Source organism: Ancylomarina subtilis (genome assembly GCF_004217115.1).
Taxonomy (GTDB): domain Bacteria; phylum Bacteroidota; class Bacteroidia; order Bacteroidales; family Marinifilaceae; genus Ancylomarina; species Ancylomarina subtilis.
In genome coordinates this window covers 416,826-433,465 of the sequence record NZ_SHKN01000002.1, presented here as the reverse complement: position 1 = coordinate 433,465, position 16,640 = coordinate 416,826, and the positions used below count along the sequence as shown (strand labels likewise).

Below are 16,640 nucleotides of genomic sequence, written 5' to 3'. Positions count from 1 at the left end.
AAGATTATTTCTGTTGAAATTGTGTTTTAATGCAAGCTTGATCACCTGAAAATTAAGCTCTGATTTAAGATTGAGGTGAAAAACTTAAAGGTCCCATATTTCTAAAACTATTGTCTTTTATGGCTTTATTGAAAATCCCTTCACACTTCACAATGAGTTCCCCAATATTATTTGAATTGATATAATCCCAACCCAACCACATAAATTTATTCTCCTTTGGAAGCCTGTTATCAACTTCCGGATTTATACTTGGAAACAAACCCTGATGCGAAAGGATTTCACCTACTCCCTTGGAGGCGAAGAAATCAATTACATCTTGTGTTTTATCCAGTTTATCTTTTTTAGTTAACATGAAGATAGGGCTAATAATTGCACCATCTTCAGGCCAAACAGCGACCATACTTCCACCTTCTTTCACCATTTTGGTGAAAAAATAGGGCATAATAGTAATCGCTGGTCGATCTTTCTTTTTTGTGTGCGACTTTACCATTTGTGATGGGTGCATGCTTTCCAACAAACATTCCCCCAGTCCCTTCACACCTTCCTCTCCATATGCCTTATAAATGTGAAGCAACATCGAGTTAAATAAATCAAAATCACTTATGGGGAGACTTACACTATTCTTGAATTCCGGCTTAAATAGGTCTGCCCAGGTACGAGGAATTTCACGATCGCCAAGCTCAGCGGTGTTTACCAAAAATACAGCTGGCACAACACCAATCATCGAATAGTGCCCCTCAGGATCTTTCAGGCATATTTCTTCATTATCAAAATCCTTATTCAAACGATCAAAACCTGTGCTGTCAGCAAATACACCTCTTTTTTTGAATTTACCCATCAGCTTTTCGTCAAAGAATAAATCGAAACCTGCAGAAATAAAGATATCAGCTAATTTATCAGGATTATCCTCATTAATCACATCGCTCATCAACCAATCTAAGCCCATTGATGCCGCCTTTAGATCGTAAACAATTTCTCTGTCGTTCTTTTCCTTATACGTTTCAATAAACGAATCTATCCCTTCAACCAAAGGAACACGAACAGGACATGGTAACAACCCCTGTACATGAATCGCGTCTTCATCGGTGCTTTTCTCTTTCTGATTTAGATCCGCATCAATCTGATTTCTTGTCAAATCAATACCCTCAACCAATAATGAAACAAAAGCCTCAACATTGAGCTTTTTCATCTTTAAAGCCACCTCTAAAGTTAGAGACTTACCAAAAACCTCTCTTTTCTTTGCATCTTCCAACTGCTTAAATCCATTCGAAACAAAAATTTTTATCGTTTCAGGGTATCGCGTACAAATATCAAGTAAACTATCGGTTATTTTAAAATATTGATTCTCCATTTCAGTTGAGCTTTTATTTAATTTTCTATTACAAAAATAAGGCTCACCTAAGTTTTAAAATGTAACCAATGTTACACTAAGCTCTTTTTTTCAGATAAATAGATCACCGCCTTATTCTCTAATCATTTGCCCCTTACTTAAATTAATGACAAATAGCCAAATAAGTGTGATAAACGATGTTTTATCGTAGATAAAACCCCGTATTTTTCGTACCTTTAAACCAATTATATACACACCTTTCAGATGTCATTAATCAAAATAAATTCATCTACTTTTGAGGTCATTTGAGAAAATAGCGATTAGACTACTGAGTATCACACTATTACTCAGTATCTATTCGCATGTTTACTCCCAAAGTGACACTGTTGAATTCATTAGCAACTCTGATAAAAGGTTATGCCCACTAAATAATGGCCCCCTAACTGCTTCACAAACCTCTTCTCTGGATATATCAGGCCCTGCCGATAAAATATGGTTTGCCTCGTATTCTATTAATGGAGGACCAGCAGAGACAATGAATGAAGGTCTGGGAATTAGCACAGGGATATTCACATTTGAGATCAGTTTCCCTAATGTTAGTAATAAGCTTAAAACCTTCACCGTTCGAATTGAAAAAGCCTGGCTGGAAGATGGTACGCCTCTGCCTATCACAGAGGAAGAAAGAAGCCGGGATATAACAGTCTATCCATTAATGAATCCCAATGTACAGACTTATGAAAATAAAGTCAAAACCAGTTCGGAAGGAGATTATACAATCATCGTTGGAATGTACTCCTTATACAGTGGAGAACTTCCTCTTGGTGCAGAACAAATAAGTTACCAAACAGAAATAATTGATGCCTACAAATACGTCAATATCAGAATAAAATGGCAAGCTGAAGCTGGGATTACAACATTTAAATCTATTGAAAAGACGGGATTTGGATGCAATAGCGACACCATTTATAGTCCGATTGAACTTAAAAATGAATTCAGTCTGGATTTGGGTGAAGACAAACATATTTGTTCGGGAGAAACAGTTACCCTCACCCCAACTATCGACCTTAAATCAGAATATGCATACTCGTGGAGTACAGGTGAATCCACCCAATCCATAGAGGTTACAAAATCAGGGCTATACACACTAACAGTTACCGATCTTAGAGATAATCAACAAGTAACCGATCAGGTACAGGTGACCGTTCACGATGCCCCAAGTATCGATATTTCCGACGTCGTTCTAATGGATGGTAACCCAATCAATGTAAGTGCTCAGAAAGAAGGTTGTACTTATCTGTGGTCAACAGGAGAGACAACTCCTGAAATAGAAATAACAACCCCAGGAGATTATTCAGTCATGATTACTTCGGAATATGGCTGCACGAATTCAAAATCGTTTACAGTTAAGGACCAATCAGCATTTTTCACTTTAAACTTGCCCAATATAGTGCATATGTGTGCTCAGGAAATTGTAACTCTGAGCCCCTATATGGATATCGAACAAGAATACACTTATATATGGAGTACAGGATCAACTGAAAGAGAAATAGAAGTCGATTCCGAAGGTATTTACACCCTCACCGCCACCGATCCCAATGGCTACTCACAAACGGCTAGCTCTCAAATATTCTATCACTCCAAACCTATTGTTAATTTGGGTGAAGATTTCATTCTTTGGGATGGCGAATCGAAACAACTCGATGCACAAAATACGGGAGCAAGTTACTTGTGGAACACCCTCGAAACAAGCCAAATTATCACAGTTAATACGGGTGGTGATTTCTGGGTAAATGTAATAGATGAATACGGATGTGCCAATGCTGACACCATTTTTGTAGATTATAAAGATGGTCATAAGTTTCAAATTGAACTGGGCGATGACAAAAGTATTTGTCAGGGCGATTCCGTTTTAATCGTTCCTCAGATAATCGGACACCCTGTTTACCCGCTCACCTATAATTGGATTAACCAAACACATTCTGAGGCTGAGATTTACTTGAAAGAAGAAGGGGACTACACCCTGGAAGTCACAGATAATATTGGAAATAAAGAGAGTGCTCAAATTCACATCACAACTCGCCCCTTACCAGTAGTCGATTTGGGTGAGGATATTATTGATTATCCCAATATTCAATATGAATTGGTGGCAGACGTAGACAAAGTAAGTTATAACTGGTCGACAAGTGAAATCAGCAAATCGATTACCATTGAAAAAACGGGTACTTATTGGGTCGAAGTAATCAATGAATCTCAGTGTTCTGCCCGGGATAGCATTTATATCAAATTTCTAAACGATTATCCATTTGTTGGCTTACCCAAAGCATTTTCGCCCAATGGAGACAGTCACAACGACATCCTTTATGTACGTGGTATTGATATTGATAAAATCAAGCTCTTAATATACAACCGAACGGGTAAAAAGATGTTTGAAACAAGTGATGTCAATCAGGGATGGGATGGGACTTATGATGGTCAACTACAAGCCATGGATAGCTACTATTACAGTTTAGACATCACTTACACCAATGGTGTTAGTATAAGTAAATCAGGGAAATTTACCCTGCTTCGATAAACCTAATGAACTAAACCTTTACATGGTTTATACTGTAACTTTCAAGACTTCGGCCATTACGAACATAGAGGCATTCTTACGGTGATATAAATAACTACTCTATAAACAAAAAAAAGGCTGTTAGATTTCTCCAACAGCCTTTCCTATCAATTCAATATGGAATTACTCCACAATATTCATTTCGTCAATTAAATATCCTGCACCCGCAAATTTATCAACGATAAACAGCACGTAACGAATATCCAATGATACATTTCGACAAATAGTTGCATCGTACATCAAATCAGACATCACACCTTCCCAGGCACGGTCGAAATTCAATCCGATAAGCTCACCATTGGCATTTAACACCGGACTTCCGGAATTACCACCAGTTGTATGATTGGTTGCAGCAAAACAAACATTCATTTGTCCATTTTGTCCGTAACGTCCGTAATCTTTGGTTGCATACAGATCTCTCAACTTTTGAGGTACATCGTAATCAAAAATGTTTGGGTTATCCTTTTCAATTATACCTTCAAGAGTGGTGTAATAGTCGTAGTTTACAGCATTTCGAGCCTTGTAACCCGCAACCTTACCAAAGTGTACACGGAAAGTAGAATTGGCATCCGCATAAAATACTTTTTCAGGCTGCATAGCCATCAAACCTGCCATATAAGTACGTTGCAATTTGTTTACCTTATCCGACAATTCATAGTACTTAGGGCTAATCGTAACTTTATACCGATTAAGAATACTCATTGCCATTTTATAAACAGGATCTTTAGCAATTTTCTTAGCCATTGAAGGTTTATAATTAGTCAACATTTTCTCAAGTTGAGTTTGTTTAGCCAATACCGATTTAGCCATTGCCTTTTCGGCATAGGCCTTAAAATCACCCTTGTATTTTTTTGCAATCACCTTCAATTCTTCCGGCAAGAATTTAGCTTCCACATTCTCATGATACATGCTCATCATAGCAGCCAATAACTTCTTGTCTGTATCCAAATTGTAGTTCTTATAAAAAGCAGCAGCTTTCTTTTTCAAACCTTCAACTTCTTTTGCAATTGCTTCAGTATCTTTTTTGTCAAGAGAAACCAATTTCTTAAAATCCATTGCAAAGTCAACCAATTCAGCACCTGACATTCCAGCTTCAATCGCATAATCACGAGCCAGGCTATATGGTGTCAACTCGGCGTAAAGACCTTTCATTTGAGTAAGAATACCCGCATATTTTGCCTTAAGCTTCTCATCAGAATTAGCCCAGATTTCAAATTTACTCTCAAGATCCTTTTTCTTCGCAATTGCATTCAAACGATTCAAACCTTTAATCTCACCCTGCCATCTTTTCCATGAGTTAGCAACACCCGCATATTTAGCAGAATACTGAATTCTCACCATAGGCGATGCATCCATATCGGCACGCATCAGGTCAAGTTTCTTGGTTCTCAACTTAATTTTATGAGGATTATCAACTTGTGTCATCATCTCTAAAGCATAAGAAGTCAGATACTCAGTTGTTGTTCCCGGGTAACCGAATACCATTGTAAAATCGCCTTCATTCACACCTTTTAATGAGATTTTAAAAGAGGTCTTAGGCTTCAATGGTACATTATCTTTTGAGAAAGAAGCTGGCTCGTTGTCTTTGTTGGCATAAATTCTGAACATCGAGAAATCACCTGTATGACGAGGCCACATCCAGTTATCTGTATCGCCACCAAATTTACCAATAGCTGATGGAGGTGCACCAACCAATCGAACATCCTTATATATCTCGTAAACTGAAAGGAAATATTGGTTTCCAGCAAAATAAGCTTTCACACTAGCGCGATACTTTGAATCTTTCTCTGTATCGGCTTCAATTTTCTTGATATTGTCTTTAATAATCTTGATACGATCGGTCTCCTTGGTATCGTCAGTTACGCCCTTTAAAACTTCAGCAGTAACATCTGCCATTCGGATAAGGAATGAAGCTGTAATGCCTTCATTTACCAACTCCTCATCCTTACTCATCGCCCAGAAACCATCTTTCAAATAGTCGTGTTCAAGCGTTGAGTGAGCTTGAATAGCTCCGTATCCACAGTGGTGATTGGTTACCACAAGACCTTGATCAGAGATCAGTTCCCCTGTACAAAAGTGGTGAAAGGGTCTTCCTTCTCGTCCTAATCCAATTACTGCATCCTTCAAGCAAGCTTGGTTGATGTCGTAAATGTCTTCAGCAGTCAGCTTAAATCCGGCTTTCTGCATGTCTTCAATATTGTACTTTTTCAGAAGCATAGGAATCCACATTCCCTCATCTGCTTTAACCTGATTCCCGACTAATAATAGTACAGCAATCAGTAAAAATGTCATTTTTCTTAACATGGTTTGTTGTTTACTTGGTTGTTATTTAGTTGGTTGATTTTTATATTAATTATTAGTTATGAATTAACTTAACCTTTAAGCCTCTAATTTTTCGTTAATCACATTTTCATTCATGACTCTCAATTCGTAATTTAAAATCTGCTTAATTCCTGATACAAATGCTGAATAGGCAGACCGACCACATTAAAGTAGGAGCCCTCAATCCCATCGATACCCACAAAACCAATCCACTCCTGAATACCATAGGCTCCAGCCTTATCAAATGGCTTATAATGTTCGATGTAGTAATTAATTTCGTCAAGACTGAGTGCCTTAAAATGCACATGCGTTGTGGTGGAAAAACACACTTCCTTCTCACTAGACTTAAGACAAACACCCGAAATAACCTGGTGTGAACGTCCCGATAGCATGTTCAACATCTTAACTGCATCATCCCTGTCTTTGGGTTTTCCCAAAACGATGTCATCCACACAAACAATCGTATCAGCAGTAATTACCAGTTCGTTTTCAACTGTATCGAGTTCAAAAGCATCAGCCTTTAATTTTGCAAGGTAAATTGGAATTTCTTCGCCTCTCAAGTTATCAGGATAAACTTCTTCAACTTCTTTGGTCTTAATTTTGAAATCCAATCCCAATTCTTTCAACATCTGATGACGTCTTGGCGATTGAGAAGCCAATATCAATTGATAATCATCCAGATTATTCAACATAGAACTAAAAATTTGTATTTGATAAAATATGATTGACTACAAAAGCATATGAAATACCTGCCAGAATAGCAATCCGCAACAGAATCATCCCAAACTTAAGGCTTTCATCTTTCTTGAGTCTTAAAACGAGGTATGAAAGCAAGAGTAAAGGGAAAATAATTAAGATACTGAAATACCAAGGGGTGATCTTATCTACAGGGGCATTCAAAAACTGATACCACACACCAAAAACAGAGACACTTAAAAATAAGATCAGACTCACAATAATCGCCTTAGTCCATCTGAATCCAATGATGAAAGGCAAACTTCGTCTTCCAATTTCCTTATCTCCTTTTACCGATATTAAATCACGAATCAATTGTTGAATCAGAACTCCAAAAAAAGCAAAGAATGAAAAAGCACCTACCCAATATAAAAGGTAATCGAAATTGGTTTTTGAAGCCACCAATACTTCTGCATAGGTTTTATTTAAAGGCGGAATCTCGAAAATCACTACCAAAAACGGAATGGCCGCACAAATAAAAGCCATAACCAAATTCCCCAATATAAAATGGTTTTTATAGGATGTGGAATAGAACCATAACAAGCCCCCCGCCATGAAAAATATCAGTATAAATTGCCAGTGCCCTACTTTATAGGATACGTATCCGCCCAAAACCAAACCAATAAAACTAAAGATTTGATGTAAAGCGAGCGAAGCCCGACGGCTAATCTGTCTTCCCACAATGACTTGACGTTTGTTTAAACGATCCGCTTTGCAATCAAAATAATCATTGATAATATAGCCCCCTGCTGCAATAAAAAGAGTCGCTAAAACCAAAATAGAAAAATCAATATCGCTAAGCTGCAGATGAATTCTATTAATCGCCAAAATGGGCCGAATAATAAAATACCGCATCACATATTGTGTCAGAGCAATAATAATCAGATTTGGTACGCGAATTAATCTTAATAAGTTGAGCATTACAAACAAGGTTAAAGTGAAAAAGGTTAAAGTAAAGAAGTCATTTTATTAGTCAACTGATAACCGACAACCTTATATACTTTGAATCTTAGTATCGGCAACATACCAATTGCCATGAGCGCGAAGCACCTGTTCCATCACATCGCGAACGCAAGCACAGCCACCATCCATATCAGAGATATAAGCTGAAATTTCTTTAATTTGAGTCACCGCATTCTTAGGACAAGTTGGTACACCAACACGCTGCATCACCTCATAATCAGGTAAATCGTCCCCCATATACATGACATTATCTTCGGCAAGATTATGTTTCGATAGAAAATTTTCGAAATCAGCTATCTTATCCTTCGACGACATATAAATATCCTGAACCCCCAAACCACGGTAGCGTTGTTCAACAGCATCTGACGTTCCGCCAGTGATAATTGCCACAGGATAGCCTTTTTTTACAGCATACTGAATGGCATAACCATCTTTCGTATTAGCTGTTCTCAACAATTCCCCATCAGAATCGATGGTGATACACTCTGTGGACAATACCCCATCCACATCAAAAATGAAAGCCTTTACTTTCATCAAATCTTCTTTAAAAAAGGCCATATATTCTTATAATTTACTTTTGTTACTTTATCATTATTTCAACTCTTGCGAGCTGACAATCCCGGCTTTAATCAATTCTCATCTTTCTTATGCAAGTGATAAATACTTTCACTGACAAATCTATACAATTTTTGAAAATCGGGCTGCATTTTCAGGCTTTCCTCGTGTGCTTTTATAACATCTTCGTCGAAACGAACAGCAGGACCTGTTTGTGCAGCTTTAGCCGGCATTTCTTGTACCTTCAGGGCTGTTTCCAAAATCAAAGGCTTTAGCAAATCGAAATCCATTCCCTCTTCCTGAAGTAATTCCTGGCCAATATGATACATGTGATTGGTAAAATTGCAAGTAAAAACTGCCGCCAAATGCAATTGCTTACGCTGATGCGATGAAAGCAATTGAACCAAATTGGATATTTGATTCCCCATCTGGATCAGTTCCGATTCCAAATCAGCCCCATTGGCTTCTATGCAAATTGGAATGTTTGAAAAGTCAATCTGACGCGCCTTTGAAAAAGTTTGCAAAGGATAAAACACACCGTAATCAGTGGTAAAATCCTCGAATACGGACAAAGGCAAACTGCCCGCCGTATGCACCAGCTTTTTCCCTTTCAGTTGCAAGGCTTGCAAAGCAGGAAGCAGAGCTTTATCGCTTAAAGCGAAAATATACAAATCTGCATCGCGGCAAACTTGCTCAAAGGAACAACACGAATCTGCATCAACTTGCTTAGCTAAAGTTTCAGCTGACACTTGTGTTCTGCTATAAACCTGTAGGATATTATAAGTAGCCTTATTAAGAGCCAAAGCCAAATGTGTAGCCAGATTTCCGGCCCCTATAAATACGATATCTTTATTCATTGTCTGATTCGTTAATTCTAATCCGAAAAACACCTTAATCCTGCAAAAGCAAATCAGCAGGCGAAGCCGCTATATTTTTTAGAGGCACCTTTCCCTTGTCTATCATCGAAAAGAGATGTTTGCATGCGCCTTTCAAATCGTCATACATATCTTCGGCCACCAAAACCAAACGATCGTCAGTCCATTGCAGATGCTGTAATTCGTCGGTTTGCTTATCGCGAGAAAGCAAATAAAGCGACTTACTGGGTACGAAAGAATGGGTTAATTGGTTTCTTAATCTATCATACAGCCAATGGTCATTATTAACCGCACGGTATTTATTCCCCATCAAAACATTCAGGGCTTTAGAGAATCGTTTGGAAGATTGAGCGCGGGCCTTCAACGGCTTGTTGTCGAGAAAACAACCCAAGGCTTCAATGGCCTGCCCCATCAGTATAAACGAGAAGAAATAAAAGCCTTCTTTTTGCAATCGCCCTATCTCATCGATAAAGATTCTCGATATAAATTCCTTTTCCTGTTCCGCTTTTATTTTTTCCATCTCACAAATTTAAATATTTGCCTGATAATACCGATTATATTGGGCAAAAACCTCTTTCCTGGCATCAGCCCCCCTTCCGTTGGACTTAGGAGGTGTTCCGTTGCACCAGAACCCCCTTCCGTTGGACCTGGGAGGGGTTCCGTTGTATCAGAAAATCCTCCCGTTGCACTTGGGAGGTGATCCGTTGCGCTCAGAGGAGCTGTCCCGTTGCATCAGAAAGCCTTTCCGTTCGCCTGGTAAGCTGTTCCGTTAGGAAAAGTAGTCGTCCGTTGGCAAGAACACTTTCTCCGTTCGGGACTTTTGCATCTCCGTTCAGTGTGGTACCCCTTCCGTTCGCGAACGGAAAGGCTCAACCCGCGAACGGAAGCAAACAAAAACAGCTCTTCAAGCAGGATGATCCAATACAGAACAAGTAATACTTAAATATTTGTACATTTGCCCCATATTATCACAAAGCTAATTCCATCACAAATTATATGAAAGGTAAACTTTATTTAATTCCAACCACATTGGGCGATTCGGGGCTCGATGCCGTGATTCCCAAAGACATTCAAGAACTGATTCCAACCATCAAGCATTTTATTGTTGAGAATATCCGTACCGCACGCCGTTACTTAAAAAAAGTGGATCGCAACATCGACATAGACGAACTGAGCTTTTACGAACTGAACAAACACAGTTCACCTGCTGCCATTTCGGATTATCTGAAGGTGATAAAAGAACATGACATGGGGATTATCTCAGAAGCAGGGTGTCCGGGTGTGGCTGATCCTGGGGCTGATGTGGTGAAATTAGCTCACGAAAGAAACATTCGAATTATTCCATTGGTTGGCCCTTCATCCATTTTACTATCGCTGATGGCTTCGGGGTTCAACGGCCAGAGTTTTGCTTTTAATGGCTACATTCCTATTAAAGATGGTGAGCGCGCTAAAAAAATCAAGCAATTGGAGAACCGTTCAGTTAACGAAAACCAAACTCAAATTTTTATCGAAGCGCCTTACCGCAATATGAAACTCCTGGAAGATTTGACTCAACAATGTAGTGCCGGAACTCAAATATGTGTCGCCGTTGATATCACGCTTGAAACGGAGTTCATAAAAACGCTCCCGGCTAAGCAATGGAAAAGCCAAATGCCCGAACTTCACAAACGTCCTGCTATTTTTCTTTTGCACAAGAATAAGTAAAAAATATCTCTCAATAATATTTATAAAGCGCTGTCGTAAATCTCGACAGCGCTTTTTTTATATCAGAACTTAAACTCCCCCTTAACTCATTATACTTTAGAGGTATTATCTGAAATAAATTATTAAATTTAAAGGTCTTACTGATAAATTAAATCCTTAAATAATCTAATTCTATTCAAAATACTCACTAAATACAAGCGCGATGAAACTTGAAAAAATATTAGACAATATTAACTCCTTAGAAAAAAATTCTTTTTTAAAAATTGTTGATAATATTATTAACTCCAATCCAAAAAAAATAAAAGAAATAGAAAAAATTCTATCCGATAATAATGTTGATCTCAAAAGCGTTGATAATGTCAATATTTCAAAAGTTTTCAATCTGATAACACACGAATTTACCCATTCAGTAAAATCTGAATTCGTAAACACGACCTCCCAGTTGGATATTCTAATCGATATTATCAGTCGTGATGGAAATGCCATCTTGAAAAGAGAATGGTTAGGCTATCTCTATGAAAAGGAACTTTCAAGTATCAAGAAGAAAACTCGAAACCTAAAGAATAATTTGTTAGACGAAAAATCAGAGTTGGACGAACAAAGAATACGGGATTATAACATTTATAAAGCCTGTGTGAAAACCGCTTATAATAATGATTTGGAACATAACAGAGAAGCTAAGATTACCGATGATGAACTATCTATTCTTTTGTGTCTAGCTCAAAAACTTGAATTATCGCAGGAAGAAATAAAATTGATCAACTATCTTATTATTCCTCCTGTAAAACATGATATCGATGAAATAATTACTTTCTTAAAAAATATCGGAGTAATCTTCTATTCCAAAAAGAATAGTCAACTCTATGTAGCCGATGAAATGGTACGTGTTCTGAGAAAAATACGAGAAAAAGATTTAGCTGATAAATATTATCGCAGAATTCTTAAAGCTCTTCGAGAACCGCAATTAAATCTCATTTGTCGCAAGCACAATATTGATATAAAGGAACAAACCTATGAGAATAAAATTAAACTGATTATTTCTGAAGGCATTCCTATCACTACTCTTTTGCAAAAGAGTCTGCACAAAGACGGAACGAAACTAACTGAAAAAAAGAAATTCTTGAATGATTTATGGGAGAATGGTTTAAAAATATCAACACCCCTTCATGGCCTTAATTTAGAGGATAAAATCTCAAATCTCATCAGTTACTTCAACGATGTTGAGCGGGATGAAAAAGTTGGTATTTCAATTGAAGGCTACGAAAGACTTTTAATTGATCTTACAGACGTTCTGCCAAATCTGCAAAAACAAATTCAAATCGAATTTGAAATGCAGGACGATAAAATTGAAAACAGTCAATATTATCTGGATTTCAACATAAAACCCAGAGACATACTCGATTTAATTTCCAATGACGATCTTAAAACATTTATTGCAGCCAAAGAAATAAAATCAAGAGGCAATCTCATTCTTAATATTCTGGATGCATATAAAGACGCCGAGAATCTCTATATAGAAAACTACGAGCATCTTGGATTCCGAAATCTTTCAGAACTTAGAGAAAATGGGATTATCATTAAAGAGAGTGAGTTAGGTTTAAAATTTGAAGACGTAACTCGTACGATATTTGAACAACTTGAATTTGACGTTGATGAAAAACTAAAGAAACAACTCAATTCAAAGAAAAACAAGATGGACTTAATTCTTAACTTAGGGAATAATGACGTCATTATCGTTGAATGTAAAACGATAAAAGAAAGCGGCTATAACAAATTCAGTTCTGTTTCCAGACAAATTAAATCGTATGTTGATCAAGCTAAAAACAATGGATTCAATGTGGTGAAATCATTATTAATTGCACCTGATTTTAGTGATGATTTTGTGAATGATTGTGGTCTTGAATTCGAGATTAATCTATCTCTTATTACTGCAGGTTCCTTAGTAAACATTCTGGATGGATTTAGAAGTTCGAAACACAAGAAGTTTCCCTACCAACTTTTAATGAAAGATGTCTTAATTAAAGAAGATCGAATACTTAAGGCAATATCACGATAGACTAATTTCTAAACAAAATACGCCCACTCCTATTACAAGAGTGGGCGCATCTTTGTGAAAATATGTATAAAAACTACAAGCTCTTATAAAAAGCAGGTAATTCCTTTTTAAACTTCTCAATCGCTTTTGGCATGCTTTCGTAAGTACGCCCACCAGCAGCATTAATATGCCCACCTCCATTAAAGAAATCGCGAGCCATTTGATTGATTGGAATATCGCCTTTCGATCGGAAAGAGATCTTAACCGCATCGTCTCTCTCCATAAAAATAACCGAAATATTGATTCCTTTTATAGATAGAGGATAGTTTACAAAGCCCTCGGTATCGCCATCCTGGTGTTCGAAAGCCTCCAGTGTTTCTTTGGTCAAATGTATAATTGCTGCTTCGTATTCCGGCAATAGTTCCATCCCTTCATTCAAACAATAGCCCAATAATTTCATTCGATGAGCTGAGAAATTATCGTAAATTTTCCCGTGTACCTTGGCCTTATCAATCCCCTTAGCCATTAAATCACCTACAATCTCGTAAATTCGCTGATTCGAAGAATTATAACTCAATCCTCCTGTATCGGTAATGATTCCTGTATAGATACACTCAGCAATGCCTTCATCAATCAAATCATTATCCCCCAGAGCATCTATAAATTCATAAATCATCTCACAAGTGGAACACATAGCCGTATCCGACAGGGCAATATCAGCAATATCTTCAGGCATAGGATGATGATCAATCATGATTTTTGTAGCTGAATGTTCCTCCAACAGCTTACCCAAATCACCCGAACGCTTAAAGGAGTTGTGATCGACAATAAAGATCAAATCCGACGCATTGATATAGGTTGTACAAGCTTCTTTAGCATTCTCAAAAACGTCCAATTCAGTTTCGCCATGCAACCAGGTTAAAAACTCAGGATAGGCATTGGGACAAATGGCTTTGACTTGCTTACCCAGCTTTTTAAGGTAACGCATCAAAGCCAATGAAGACCCTACAGCATCACCATCTGGTCCCGCATGAGGGATAATTGAAATCTGATTCGCTTTTAGGATATATTCTTTGGCCGATAAGCTCAGCTCTTGGTTTATTCTGTTTTGCATGGTCTGTTTTTTCTCTCTAATGATTCAAGTTGGCTAAATTACGGAATATTTTAAAAGAATCTGAAATAAACCCCAGTTGAATTAAGTTGACATAAGCTCGCCTTTAATTATTTTAAACATGGGCTATTGAAGCGCTTATTTATTTTTTAAAGCACATCTCGCATCCTCATGGAACACCAGTATTTCAGCCAATTATCAGATCAAACTTATTTTACTTGCATTATTATTTAGAATGATTAAATTTGTTTCAATAACCAAAATTTAAGAATTATGAGAAGTGATAGAACTTTTACAATGATAAAACCAGATGCTGTTGCCAATGGCTATATTGGTGAAATTTTAGCCGCCATTACAAAAGGTGGTTTTAGAATTGCTGCTCTGAAATACACCCAAATCAGCAAAAAACAGGCTGAAGTTTTCTACGAGGTCCACAAGGATAGACCCTTTTATGGTGAGTTGACTGAATTTATGAGTTCGGGGCCAATTGTGGCTGCTATTCTCGAGAAAGAAAATGCTGTGGCTGATTTCAGAAAACTAATTGGAGCAACCAATCCTGCTGAAGCAGAAGAAGGAACCATCCGTAAACAATTCGCCGAATCGATGTCAAAGAATGCTGTACATGGTTCTGATAGCGACGAAAACGCTTGTATCGAAGGTGCATTCCACTTTTCAGGTTGCGAGATTTTCTAACAGTAACGGATTTTAAAAATAGAACGGTCTAAGGAGTAATCAAGCTTTTTAGGCCTTTTATCGTACCACAATATCGTCGATAATTTGAGCATCCACTTCATTATTTAAAGCTCGAATCAAACCCGTTTTGATGAGCATCAATTCATTACGGATGATAGATGAACGGAGCTGTACATACAATTTTCTGTTTTTGATATAAAGGTTGGTTGTGGCATTGGCAACATTCTTCCCAATCACAACTTCCCAGGCCTTAATCAATTCCAGTTCTTTTAGCTTCACATCCAGGCCTTGCTCTTTTAAAACAATCTTGACAAGTTCTTCTATTTTTTGTGTTTTTGATCGGCGCATAGTTTAAGGCTAAAAAATTAAAAGGGTAAAGTGTAAAATTCCTAAAGATCTGTCACAACTCCCCTATCAAGCGCAAAGAGTTTGTAAGTCAAATTAGACGAAGCTAAAATCTGATCCAAATGATCGCGATTGGTATCCGAGATGAAAATTTGTCCAAATCGCTCCTCTGAAACCAAATGAACAATCTGTTCCACACGTTCCGCATCCAACTTATCGAAAATATCATCCAATAAAAGAATCGGATTGTATTCAGACAATTTTTTGATGAATTCGAATTGTGCCAACTTTAGTGCAATCAAATAGGTTTTCTGCTGCCCTTGCGAACCCATTTTCTTGATGGGATAATCACCCAATGAGAGGGTTAAATCATCCTTATGAATACCAACCGTTGTGTATTGCATGATCTGATCTTTCAAACGGGCATGGCGCAACAAATCCCGCATAGAATGGTCGTTCAGCTGAGATTTGTATTCCAGATTCACGAGCTCATTCCCTTGCGATATAATATTGTAATACTCCTGAAAGACTGGCATCAATTTATTCAAAAAATCCTTGCGCTTTTCATGGATTGAGGCAGATAGAATAATCATTTGCTCATCCCATATACTCAGGCTATCCTCCTCGAATTTTCCCCGACGAGCAAAATCCTTAAGCAATTTATTGCGTTGCAAAATCACACGATTGTAACGAATCAGATCATCCAAATACTTTCTATCGTATTGCGATATCACACTATCCATATACTTACGTCTCTCCTCACTCCCATCAGTAATCAAGCGCACATCAGCCGGCGAAACCATTACAATTGGTAAGAGTCCAATATGCTCGGATAACTTTTTGTATTCCTTTTTATTTCGCTTGAAGTTTTTTTTCTGGCCGCGCTTCACACCACAATAAATCAACTCATCCATCTCCTTACGCTTGTAATTTCCTTCGAGAACCATAAAAAGTTCATCGTGTTTGATATTAAGTTGATCAGTAGAGGAAAAGTAGCTTTTGCAAAAACTCAGGTAATAAACAGCATCGAGTAAATTGGTCTTCCCCATACCATTGTTGCCTATAAAACAGTTGATCTTAGGCGACAGCTCTATTTCCAACTCTTTTATATTCTTGTAATTAATAAGGGATAAACGCTCTAAATGCATATTTTATATTTTGCTTTTCAAGGACATGGGAATCTGAATTTATGTTCAGATTTTTTATTCCGCATCAAAAATACGAATAAAATCAGTTTCAGGCTCAATTTCATCCATTAATCAATGCCGAATTCACATTCACTTTTTAAATAAAAGTTGTCGTATTATTCGCAAAAAAAATTACATTTGCGTTAGCAAAAAATAAAACATTAAATATTTCTA

Annotated in this window: 14 protein-coding genes; 4 read left to right on the top strand and 10 right to left on the bottom strand. The window is 37.4% G+C overall.

All coding sequences use genetic code 11. From position 1 onward, the window contains the following. Positions 1-64: 64 nt before the first annotated feature. A complete protein-coding gene (locus tag EV201_RS12780) occupies positions 65-1,351 on the bottom strand; it encodes an ABC transporter substrate-binding protein (RefSeq protein ID WP_130308031.1) in 1,287 nt (428 codons plus the stop codon). 274 nt (positions 1,352-1,625) lie between these two features. Between EV201_RS12780 and EV201_RS12775 the strand changes: the two genes are divergently transcribed. Further along, on the top strand, positions 1,626-3,902 hold the full coding sequence (locus EV201_RS12775; protein ID WP_130308030.1) for a T9SS type B sorting domain-containing protein: 2,277 nt from the start codon (positions 1,626-1,628) through the stop codon (positions 3,900-3,902). Positions 3,903-4,064: 162 nt separating this feature from the next. On the opposite strand, the gene EV201_RS12770 is transcribed toward EV201_RS12775, so the two are convergent. From EV201_RS12770 to EV201_RS12745, 6 genes are all read right to left on the bottom strand, one after another. Beyond that, positions 4,065-6,233 (bottom strand): S46 family peptidase, encoded by a 2,169-nt coding sequence (locus EV201_RS12770; protein ID WP_242610489.1) that lies wholly within the window; start codon positions 6,231-6,233, stop codon positions 4,065-4,067. A 143-nt stretch (positions 6,234-6,376) separates the two neighbouring features. Further along, on the bottom strand, positions 6,377-6,955 hold the full coding sequence (locus EV201_RS12765) for a Maf-like protein (protein ID WP_130308028.1): 579 nt from the start codon (positions 6,953-6,955) through the stop codon (positions 6,377-6,379). A 4-nt stretch (positions 6,956-6,959) separates the two neighbouring features. Then, positions 6,960-7,919: a UbiA family prenyltransferase gene (locus EV201_RS12760; RefSeq protein ID WP_130308027.1), complete on the bottom strand. Its 960-nt coding sequence runs from the start codon at positions 7,917-7,919 to the stop codon at positions 6,960-6,962. A gap of 72 nt (positions 7,920-7,991) precedes the next feature. Next, complete coding sequence (locus EV201_RS12755; RefSeq protein WP_130308026.1) at positions 7,992-8,519, bottom strand: KdsC family phosphatase; 528 nt, start codon at positions 8,517-8,519, stop codon at positions 7,992-7,994. Positions 8,520-8,590: 71 nt separating this feature from the next. Next, the gene (locus tag EV201_RS12750; RefSeq protein WP_130308025.1) at positions 8,591-9,373 is read right to left on the bottom strand and encodes a Rossmann-like and DUF2520 domain-containing protein; all 783 of its coding nucleotides are present in this window, start codon (positions 9,371-9,373) and stop codon (positions 8,591-8,593) included. 34 nt (positions 9,374-9,407) lie between these two features. Next, a complete protein-coding gene (locus tag EV201_RS12745) occupies positions 9,408-9,911 on the bottom strand; it encodes a hypothetical protein (protein ID WP_130308024.1) in 504 nt (167 codons plus the stop codon). Positions 9,912-10,387: 476 nt separating this feature from the next. Between EV201_RS12745 and EV201_RS12740 the strand changes: the two genes are divergently transcribed. Then, positions 10,388-11,095: an SAM-dependent methyltransferase gene (locus EV201_RS12740; RefSeq protein ID WP_130308023.1), complete on the top strand. Its 708-nt coding sequence runs from the start codon at positions 10,388-10,390 to the stop codon at positions 11,093-11,095. A gap of 202 nt (positions 11,096-11,297) precedes the next feature. Then, positions 11,298-13,151 carry a hypothetical protein gene (locus EV201_RS12735; protein ID WP_130308022.1) on the top strand — a complete coding sequence of 618 codons (1,854 nt, stop codon included), beginning with the start codon at positions 11,298-11,300 and terminating at the stop codon, positions 13,149-13,151. 73 nt (positions 13,152-13,224) lie between these two features. Here EV201_RS12735 and EV201_RS12730 read toward each other — a convergent pair whose 3' ends face one another. After that, positions 13,225-14,244, bottom strand: coding sequence for a DHH family phosphoesterase (locus EV201_RS12730; RefSeq protein ID WP_130308021.1), 1,020 nt, complete (start codon positions 14,242-14,244; stop codon positions 13,225-13,227). 270 nt (positions 14,245-14,514) lie between these two features. Between EV201_RS12730 and EV201_RS12725 the strand changes: the two genes are divergently transcribed. Further along, positions 14,515-14,934 (top strand): nucleoside-diphosphate kinase, encoded by a 420-nt coding sequence (locus tag EV201_RS12725; protein ID WP_130308020.1) that lies wholly within the window; start codon positions 14,515-14,517, stop codon positions 14,932-14,934. Positions 14,935-14,991: 57 nt separating this feature from the next. On the opposite strand, the gene EV201_RS12720 is transcribed toward EV201_RS12725, so the two are convergent. Then, on the bottom strand, positions 14,992-15,282 hold the full coding sequence (locus EV201_RS12720) for a DciA family protein (RefSeq protein ID WP_130308019.1): 291 nt from the start codon (positions 15,280-15,282) through the stop codon (positions 14,992-14,994). A gap of 41 nt (positions 15,283-15,323) precedes the next feature. Beyond that, complete coding sequence (gene recF, locus EV201_RS12715; RefSeq protein WP_130308018.1) at positions 15,324-16,427, bottom strand: DNA replication/repair protein RecF; 1,104 nt, start codon at positions 16,425-16,427, stop codon at positions 15,324-15,326. Positions 16,428-16,640: the final 213 nt, after the last annotated feature.

Bases quoted from the DNA above. Each gene is read 5' to 3' on its own strand.
- EV201_RS12750 (WP_130308025.1), bottom strand. From the start codon at position 9,373: ATGAATAAAGATATCGTATTTATAGGGGCCGGAAATCTGGCTACACAT.
- EV201_RS12720 (WP_130308019.1), bottom strand. From the start codon at position 15,282: ATGCGCCGATCAAAAACACAAAAAATAGAAGAACTTGTCAAGATTGTT.
- EV201_RS12730 (WP_130308021.1), bottom strand. From the start codon at position 14,244: ATGCAAAACAGAATAAACCAAGAGCTGAGCTTATCGGCCAAAGAATAT.
- EV201_RS12770 (WP_242610489.1), bottom strand. From the start codon at position 6,233: ATGACATTTTTACTGATTGCTGTACTATTATTAGTCGGGAATCAGGTT.
- EV201_RS12780 (WP_130308031.1), bottom strand. From the start codon at position 1,351: ATGGAGAATCAATATTTTAAAATAACCGATAGTTTACTTGATATTTGT.
- EV201_RS12760 (WP_130308027.1), bottom strand. From the start codon at position 7,919: ATGCTCAACTTATTAAGATTAATTCGCGTACCAAATCTGATTATTATT.
- EV201_RS12745 (WP_130308024.1), bottom strand. From the start codon at position 9,911: ATGGAAAAAATAAAAGCGGAACAGGAAAAGGAATTTATATCGAGAATC.
- EV201_RS12755 (WP_130308026.1), bottom strand. From the start codon at position 8,519: ATGGCCTTTTTTAAAGAAGATTTGATGAAAGTAAAGGCTTTCATTTTT.
- EV201_RS12725 (WP_130308020.1), top strand. From the start codon at position 14,515: ATGAGAAGTGATAGAACTTTTACAATGATAAAACCAGATGCTGTTGCC.
- EV201_RS12740 (WP_130308023.1), top strand. From the start codon at position 10,388: ATGAAAGGTAAACTTTATTTAATTCCAACCACATTGGGCGATTCGGGG.
- recF (WP_130308018.1), bottom strand. From the start codon at position 16,427: ATGCATTTAGAGCGTTTATCCCTTATTAATTACAAGAATATAAAAGAG.
- EV201_RS12765 (WP_130308028.1), bottom strand. From the start codon at position 6,955: ATGTTGAATAATCTGGATGATTATCAATTGATATTGGCTTCTCAATCG.
- EV201_RS12735 (WP_130308022.1), top strand. From the start codon at position 11,298: ATGAAACTTGAAAAAATATTAGACAATATTAACTCCTTAGAAAAAAAT.